The organism is Pseudolysinimonas sp. (assembly GCF_057350545.1).
On the sequence record NZ_JBMRCP010000069.1, the window covers coordinates 1 to 7,775 of the forward strand.

General features: G+C 70.9%; 7 protein-coding genes. 6 read left to right on the forward strand and 1 reads right to left on the reverse strand.

Translation table 11 applies throughout. The features are described from left to right. Positions 1-3: 3 nt before the first annotated feature. Positions 4-1,077, forward strand: a complete 1,074-nt coding sequence (ispG, locus tag ACO1X9_RS09860; protein WP_486350664.1) for a flavodoxin-dependent (E)-4-hydroxy-3-methylbut-2-enyl-diphosphate synthase — start codon at positions 4-6, stop codon at positions 1,075-1,077. A gap of 171 nt (positions 1,078-1,248) precedes the next feature. Next, the gene (locus ACO1X9_RS09865; protein ID WP_486350658.1) at positions 1,249-3,012 is read left to right on the forward strand and encodes a proline--tRNA ligase; all 1,764 of its coding nucleotides are present in this window, start codon (positions 1,249-1,251) and stop codon (positions 3,010-3,012) included. Positions 3,013-3,019: 7 nt separating this feature from the next. Here ACO1X9_RS09865 and ACO1X9_RS09870 read toward each other — a convergent pair whose 3' ends face one another. Further along, a complete protein-coding gene (locus ACO1X9_RS09870; protein WP_486350659.1) occupies positions 3,020-4,309 on the reverse strand; it encodes a glycosyltransferase in 1,290 nt (429 codons plus the stop codon). 72 nt (positions 4,310-4,381) lie between these two features. On the opposite strand from ACO1X9_RS09870, the gene ACO1X9_RS09875 reads away from it, so the two are divergent. The 4 genes from ACO1X9_RS09875 to ACO1X9_RS09890 all read left to right on the forward strand — a co-directional run. Further along, positions 4,382-5,026 carry a TetR family transcriptional regulator gene (locus ACO1X9_RS09875; RefSeq protein ID WP_486350660.1) on the forward strand — a complete coding sequence of 215 codons (645 nt, stop codon included), beginning with the start codon at positions 4,382-4,384 and terminating at the stop codon, positions 5,024-5,026. A gap of 69 nt (positions 5,027-5,095) precedes the next feature. Beyond that, positions 5,096-6,076: a transcription termination factor NusA gene (gene nusA, locus ACO1X9_RS09880; protein ID WP_486350661.1), complete on the forward strand. Its 981-nt coding sequence runs from the start codon at positions 5,096-5,098 to the stop codon at positions 6,074-6,076. Between the two features lie 35 nt (positions 6,077-6,111). Further along, positions 6,112-6,396, forward strand: coding sequence for a YlxR family protein (locus ACO1X9_RS09885; RefSeq protein WP_486350662.1), 285 nt, complete (start codon positions 6,112-6,114; stop codon positions 6,394-6,396). Positions 6,397-6,489: 93 nt separating this feature from the next. Beyond that, a partial coding sequence (locus ACO1X9_RS09890; protein ID WP_486350663.1) for a translation initiation factor IF-2 N-terminal domain-containing protein occupies positions 6,490-7,775 on the forward strand: 1,286 nt, incomplete at its 3' end.

Genomic DNA, 7,775 nt, shown 5'->3' on the forward strand with positions numbered 1-7,775 from the left:
AGGGTGGGGAAGGTCGAGGTGGGGGGCGACGCTCCGATCTCGGTGCAGACGATGTGCACGACGCCAACCGCGGACATCAACGCGACCCTGCAGCAGATCGCCGAGCTCACGGCATCCGGATGCGACATCGTGCGCGTCGCGGTGCCGAGCCAGGACGACGCGGGTGTGGTGCACATCATCGCGAAGAAGAGCCAGATTCCGGTCATCGCCGACATCCACTTCCAGCCGAAGTACGTCTTCCAGGCGATCGACGCGGGCTGCGCGGCGGTGCGCGTGAACCCGGGCAACATCCGCAAGTTCGACGACCAGGTCGGGGCGATCGCGAAGGCGGCGCAGGCCGCAGGCGTGAGCCTCCGCATCGGGGTGAACGCGGGCTCGCTCGACCCGCGCCTGCTGGAGAAGTACGGCAAGGCCACCCCCGAGGCGCTCGTCGAGAGCGCGGTCTGGGAGGCGAGCCTCTTCGAGGAGCACGACTTCCACGACTTCAAGATCTCGGTCAAGCACAACGATCCGATCGTCATGGTGAAGGCCTACCGGCAGCTCGCCGCGGCAGGCGACTGGCCGCTGCACCTCGGGGTGACGGAGGCCGGGCCTGCGTTCCAGGGCACCATCAAGAGCGCGACGGCGTTCGGCATCCTGCTCTCGGAGGGGATCGGCGACACCATCCGCGTCTCGCTGTCCGCCCCGCCCGCCGAGGAGGTCAAGGTCGGGCTGCAGATCCTGCAGTCGCTCAACCTCCGCGAGCGGAAGCTCGAGATCGTCTCCTGCCCGTCGTGCGGGCGCGCCCAGGTCGACGTGTACACGCTCGCAGAAGACGTCACGGAGGGGCTCAAGGGCCTCACCGTGCCCATGCGTGTCGCCGTGATGGGCTGCGTCGTCAACGGCCCCGGCGAGGCGCGCGAGGCCGACCTCGGTGTCGCGTCGGGCAACGGCAAAGGCCAGATCTTCGTCAAGGGCGAGGTCATCAAGACCGTGCCCGAGGCCGACATCGTGAAGACGCTCATCGAGGAGGCGCAGCGCCTCGCGGCCGAGATGCCCCCCGGGGAGCTCGGCACCCCCGAGGTCGTCACGGTCTGATCCGTCTGCGGAGCGAGGTTCGCTCCGCATCCTCGCGAGGGGTCGCTGTTTGGGCGATTCCGTGAGGTGGCTGAAGTGCTGGTCAGGCAGCAGGGGAGCCAGCGCGAGCGCCCGACAGCGACCCCTCGCGAAGTAGGCGGGAGCAGTCCGCCCGAGAACTAGGGTGGATGGGTGCCCACCCGTCTCACCCACCTGTTCGTCCGCACGCTGCGCGAAGATCCCTCCGACGCGGAGGTGACCTCGCACCGGCTGCTCGTGCGCGCCGGCTACATCCGTCGGCAGGCGCCCGGCATCTTCGCCTGGCTGCCGCTCGGGCTGCGCGTGCGCGCGAAGGTCGAGAAGGTCATCCGCGAGGAGATGGCGGCCGCCGGTGCGCAGGAGGTGCTGTTCCCCGCGCTTCTGCCGCGTGAGCCCTACGAGGCGACCGGACGCTGGGAGGAGTACGGCGACGGGATCTTCCGCCTGCAGGACCGCAAGGGTGCCGACTACCTGCTCGCGCCGACCCACGAGGAGGTCTTCACGCTGCTCGTGAAAGACCTCTACTCGTCGTACAAGGACCTGCCCCTCACGATCTTCCAGATCCAGGACAAGTACCGCGACGAGGCCCGGCCGCGCGCCGGGCTCCTCCGGGGTCGCGAGTTCTCGATGAAGGATGCCTACTCGTTCGATGCGACCGACGCCGGGCTCGACGCGTCGTACCAGAAGCAGCGCGACGCCTACGAGCGCATCTTCGCCCGTCTCGGACTCGAGTACGTCATCGTGCAGGCCGACGCCGGAGCGATGGGCGGCTCGCGCTCCGAGGAGTTCCTGCACCCCACGCCCATCGGCGAAGACACCTTCGTGCGCTCGCAGGGCGGGTACGCGGCCAACGTCGAGGCGTACACGACGCTTCCGCCGGTCGTGGATGTCGACGTCGCGACCCTGCCTCCCGCGAAGGTGCTGCCCTCGCCGAACACCCCCACCATCCAGACCCTCGTCGACCTCGCCAACGCGGAGTACCCGAAGCCCGGGCACGCCTGGACGGCCGCCGACACGCTCAAGAACGTCGTGCTCGCGCTCACCCACCTCGACGGCTCGCGCGAGATCGTCGTCGTCGGTGTGCCCGGCGACCGCGAGGTCGACATGAAGCGTGCCGAGGTCGCGTTCGCCCCCGCCGAGGTCGAGGCGGCGACGGAAGACGACTTCCGCCGCTACCCGTCGCTCGTGAAGGGCTACATAGGACCCTGGAGCGCGCTCGGCCCGATCCTCGGCGCCGAGTCGGCGACGAACATCCGCTTCCTCCTCGACCCGCGCGTCGTCGACGGCACCTCGTGGGTGACCGGCGCCAACGAAGACGAGAAGCACGTCTTCGGCCTCGTCGCCGGCCGCGACTTCACGGGCGACGGCTGGGCCGAGGTCGCGGCGGTGCGCGAGGGCGACCCCGCGCCCGACGGCTCCGGACCGGTACACCTCGCACGCGGCATGGAGATCGGCCACGTCTTCCAGCTCGGCCGCAAGTACGCCGAAGCTCTCGACCTCAAGGTGCTCGACGAGAACGGCAAGCTCGTGACCGTCACGATGGGCTCCTACGGCATCGGCGTCACGCGCATCCTCGCGGCGATCGCCGAAGCGACGGCGGATGAGCGCGGACTGCTGTGGCCGAAGGAGGTCGCGCCGTTCGACGTGCACGTCGTCGCGACCGGCCGCGACGAGGTCGCATTCGAGGTCGCCGAGCAGGTCGTCGCGACCCTCGAGGACGCCCGCTACGACGTGCTGTTCGACGATCGCCCGAAGGTGTCGCCCGGGGTGAAGTTCGGCGACGCCGAGCTGCTCGGCGTGCCGACGATCGTGATCGTGGGCCGCGGTGCCGCCGACGGGATCGTCGAGCTCTGGGATCGGCGCACGAACGAGCGCACCGAGGTGCCGGTCGCCGAGCTGCTCGCGCGCCTGGGCTAGGCCCGCTTCACCGGCACGAGTCCGCGATCGCGTCGTCGAGTCCTGCGAGTCCGGGGGAGGCCGCGATCTCCGCGCCGATCCGGGTGCTCGCGGCGCGGTAGGAGGGGTTCTCGAGCACCGCGGTGACGGCGTCGCACACGCTCCGCGGCTCCGGGCTGTCGGTGCGCAGGTTGATCCCGGCACCCGACCACGCGACGCGCGTCGTGGTCTCGAGCTTGTCCTCGGTCGTGCCCGCGGCCACGATCGGCACGCCGTGCTCGAGCGCGTAGTGCAGCCCGCCGTAGCCGCCGTTCGTCACGAACGCGGCGAGACGGGGAAACAACAGGTCGTAGGGCAGGTACTCGGCCACCCGGACGTTCGACGGCAGCGGTCTCGGTAGGGAGCCCAGGGGGCGACCTCCGGTCGAGACGACGACGAGCACGTCGTCGTCGGCGAGCCCCTCGATGGTCGGGAGGATGAGCTGCGACAGGTCGTCGTTGGCGATCGTGCCCTGCGTGACGTGCACGATGGGTCGACCGCCGTCGAGGTCCTTCCACCACGCGGGCGTCCGCGACTCCGACGCCGCCGTGCGCGAGAGGGGCCCGACGAACCGCACGTTGGGGCGGGGATGCCGCAGCGGGTACTCGAAGCCGGGCACGGTGAACTGGAGGAGGAGGTCGCTGCGTGAGGCCGGGTCGAAGAGCGCCAGATCGGCGGTGCTCCCGGTGCCGAACGCCTCGCGCCGTGCCTCGCGCGCGGCGGCGATGACCGGAGCGAAGACGATCCGCTCGGCGGTGAAGCGCAGGAACGCGTTGCGCAGGCGCCCGAACGGACCGGGCAGCGGGGGGATGCCGAGGCCGAACGGCGCGACGTCCGGATCCTCGACCGAGAGCGGCACGATGCCGAGCGTGATGATCGCGGGACGCTCCGACCGTGGACGCGTGGCGAGGAGCGCCGCGCCGAAGAACATCGACTCGGTGACGACGACGTCGACGGGCCGGTCGGCGATCGCGGCGTCGACGGCGCTCAGCTGAGCGGGCGCGGGCTTGACGAACAAGTTGGTGAGTGAGAACCGCACCTCGGGGACACCGCGCAGCGACGCGCGCTCGGGAAAGGCGTCGTTCGGGTGGTCGAGGTCGATGTCCGCCTCGGCCGGCAGCGGGACGAACTCCGCTCCGGTCGCGGCGACCCGGTCGGCGTAGGCGCGGCCGGTGAGAACTCGCACGTCATGGCCGGTGGTGACGAGGTGACGTGCCGCGGCGAGCGACGGGACGACGTGGCCGTGGGCCGGCGTGCAGGTGATGAGGATCGAGGCCATGGGGTGCTCCTGAGGTCGTGGGTCTGTTGATTGGCTTGCGATAGTATTCACTACCCGAGTAAGGTAGTCAATATGGCTCCACGTGCTTCGACGGAACGTCGCCCCTATCGCTCGAGCTTGCGTGCCGAGCAGGCGGCCGAGACGAGAACGCGCGTCCTCACCGCCGCGGCCGCCGAGTTCGCGCGTCGGGGCTACGCGGGCACGAGCATCCCGGCGATCGCCACCGCCGCGGGCGTGTCCGCCGAGACCGTGAAGCTGCAGGGTGCCAAGCACGAGCTCCTGCTGTCGGCGTTCGAGCTCACCTTCGCGGGGCGCGAGGGCGACGCTCCGATCGCCGACGACGCGCACATCCAAGCCGCCGTCGCCGAGCTCCCCGCGGGCGAGCTGGCCGCGTTCTTCGCGGCGACCGCCGCATCCTTCAGCCGACGCGGTGCCGGGCTGTGGGCGGCCTTCACTGCCGCCGCGCGCGCCGACGACGCCGTCGCCGTCGTGCATCGTGAGCTGCTCGCCCGCCGCCTCGAAGACCACGCCCGCGCCGTCGACCTGCTCGCCGAGCACGGTCTCGTCACGTCGTCGGCACCGCGTGCCGAGCTCGCTGCCGTGCTCGCGCACCTCGCATCGCCCGAGGGCTACCTGCTGCTCGTCGAGGACTACGGCTGGAGCATCGAGCGGTATCGCGATTGGCTCGCGGACGCGGTGATCCGGGCGATCTCCTGACCCCGCCTCGGCTAAGCTCGACCGATGCCCCCGTTTCGGGGCGAAGAGCTGAATAGCGGGAGGCCTGACGTGGACATCGAGCTCGGCGTTCTGCGCAATCTGGAGCGCGAGCGGGAGATCCCGTTCGACGAGCTGGTGGGCATCATCGAACAGGCGATCCTGACCGCCTACCTCAAGCACACCGAGCGCACCCCCGAGTCGGGCGCGCGCGTCGAGCTCGACCGCAAGAGCGGGCACGTGACGGTCTACGTGCCCGAACTCGACGACGACGGCGAGGTCATCGGCGAAGCCGTCGACAGCCCCGAAGACTTCGGTCGCATCGCGGCCTTCGCGGCGAAGCAGGTCATCAACCAGCGGCTGCGCGACATCGGCGACGACAAGGTGTTGGGCGAGTTCCGCAACCGCGAGGGCGACATCGTCGCCGGAGTCATCCAGCAGGGGCCGAACCCGCGGATGATCCACATCGACCTCGGCACCGTCGAGGCGGTCCTGCCGCCCGAGGAGCAGGTCCCCGGCGAGGACTACTCGCACGGCACGCGCATCCGCGTGTACGTGACGAGCGTCAGCAAGGGGCTGCGCGGCCCGTCGATCACCGTGAGCCGCACGCATCCCGGTCTCGTGCGCAGGCTGTTCGCGCTCGAAGTTCCCGAGATCGCGTCCGGCGTGGTCGAGATCGCGGCGCTGTCGCGCGAAGCGGGACATCGCACCAAGGTCGCGGTGCGGGCCACCGAGCCGGGCATCAACGCGAAGGGCGCGTGCATCGGCGAGCTCGGGTCGCGGGTGCGTGCCGTCACGGCGGAGCTCAACAACGAGAAGATCGACATCGTCGACTGGTCGGACGACCTCGCGACCTTCGTCGCCAATGCCCTCAGCCCGGCGAAGGTGTCGAGCGCGTTCGTCGTCGACGCGAACCTCAAGGCCGTGCGCGCCCTCGTGCCCGACTTCCAGCTCTCGCTCGCGATCGGCAAGGAGGGCCAGAACGCCCGCCTCGCCGCGAAGCTCACGGGAGCGCGGATCGACATCCAGCCCGACTCCGTCATGGAGTCCTGAGCACGTTCCGACGACCGCAGCGAGGTGGGGGTAGGATGGAAGCCGTTCGAACCTGCCTGGGTTGCCGGCAGCGCGCTCCCCGCTCCTCGCTTCTGAGGGTCGTCGCGCGCGACGGACGAGCGGTGGCGGATGCCGCGGCTCGACTTCCGGGCAGGGGGGCGTGGTTGCATCCAGACCCTGGATGCCTCGACGCCGCGGTCAGGAAGCGCGCCTTCGGGCGGGCCCTCCGCACCGCGATCACCACGGAATCCCTCCACACGGAATTCCTTCCCCACATGTCAGAACTCCATGAATGGACTGATCGGCACATGGACAACTAATGAGCGACTCGGAATGAGTTCCCTCACCCTTTGACGTCCCCTCCTGTTCCGGATTTCCGGAGAACCGGGTGGGGACCCGGAAACAGGAGAATTGTGGCCAACCCACGAGTTCACGAAATCGCCGCCGAACTCGGCGTCGAATCGAGCCTCGCCCTTGCGAAGCTCAAAGACATGGGCGAGTTCGTCAAGAGCGCGTCCAGCAGCATCGCCCCGCCCGTCGCGCGCAAGCTGAAGGCGGCGCTCGAGGCCGACGGACACAAGGCGCCCGCCGCCGTCCCCGGCCCCGCCAAGGCGCCCGCCGCTCCGAAGCCCGCCGCCGCGAAGCCGGCCCCCGCTCCGTCGGAGGCGCCTGCGGCTCCTGCCGTCGAGGCCCCGGCCGCGCCCGCCTCCGACGCTCAGGCGCCGCCCGCGGACGCCCCGTCGGCCACGTCCGACGCCGGTGGCGACGCCGCCCGTCCCGGTGCCCCCGGCATCCCGCGCCCGGGCAACAACCCGTACGCGTCGAGCCAGGGCATGTCGCGTCCCGGCGCCCCGCGTCCCGGTGGTGCGCCGGGCGCTCCCGGCATCCCGCGTCCCGGCAACGACCCGTTCGCGAGCAACCAGGGAATGCCGCGCCCCGGCGGCGGCGGACCCCGCCCGATGGCGCCGCGCCCCGGTGCCCAGCGTCCCCTCGCGCCCGGTCAGCGGCCCGCCCCCGGCGCCGGCGGGCGGCCCGGATTCCAGCAGCGGCCCGGCGGCCCCGGCCGTCCCGGCGGCGCTCCCGGCGGCTTCCAGCGACCCGGCGGCGCTCCCGGTGGTGGCGGCGGATTCGCCGGCCGCCCGGGTGGTGGCGGCGGTCGCAGTCGCGGCCCCGGTGGTGGCACCGCGGGTGCGTTCGGCAAGGGCGGCGGCAAGAGCCGTGCCCGCAAGTCGCGTCGTACGAAGCGCGCCGAGTTCGAGATGCGGGAGGCCCCGACGATCGGTGGCGTGAGCGTTCCCCGCGGTGACGGCACGACCGTCATCCGGATGCGCCGCGGAGCCTCGATCGCCGACTTCGCCGAGAAGATCGAGCAGATGACGGGCTTCACCGTCCTGCCCGGCACGCTCGTGACGGTGCTCTTCGCCCTGGGCGAGATGGCGACCGCGACCGAGTCGCTCGACGAGTCCACCTTCGAGGTGCTCGGTGCCGAACTCGGCTACCGCGTGCAGGTCGTCTCGCCGGAAGACGAAGACAAGGAGCTCCTCGAGGGCTTCGACATCGACCTCGATGACGAAGACGACCCGGACGACCTCGAGATCCGTCCGCCGGTCGTCACCGTCATGGGCCACGTCGACCACGGAAAGACCCGACTGCTCGACGCGATCCGCGAGGCGAACGTCGTCGCGGGCGAAGCCGGCGG

Excerpts from the sequence above, each read along its gene's own strand:
- ACO1X9_RS09870 (WP_486350659.1), bottom strand. The coding sequence starts at position 4,309 with ATGGCCTCGATCCTCATCACCTGCACGCCGGCCCACGGCCACGTCGTC.
- ACO1X9_RS09875 (WP_486350660.1), top strand. The coding sequence starts at position 4,382 with ATGGCTCCACGTGCTTCGACGGAACGTCGCCCCTATCGCTCGAGCTTG.
- ACO1X9_RS09885 (WP_486350662.1), top strand. The coding sequence starts at position 6,112 with ATGGAAGCCGTTCGAACCTGCCTGGGTTGCCGGCAGCGCGCTCCCCGC.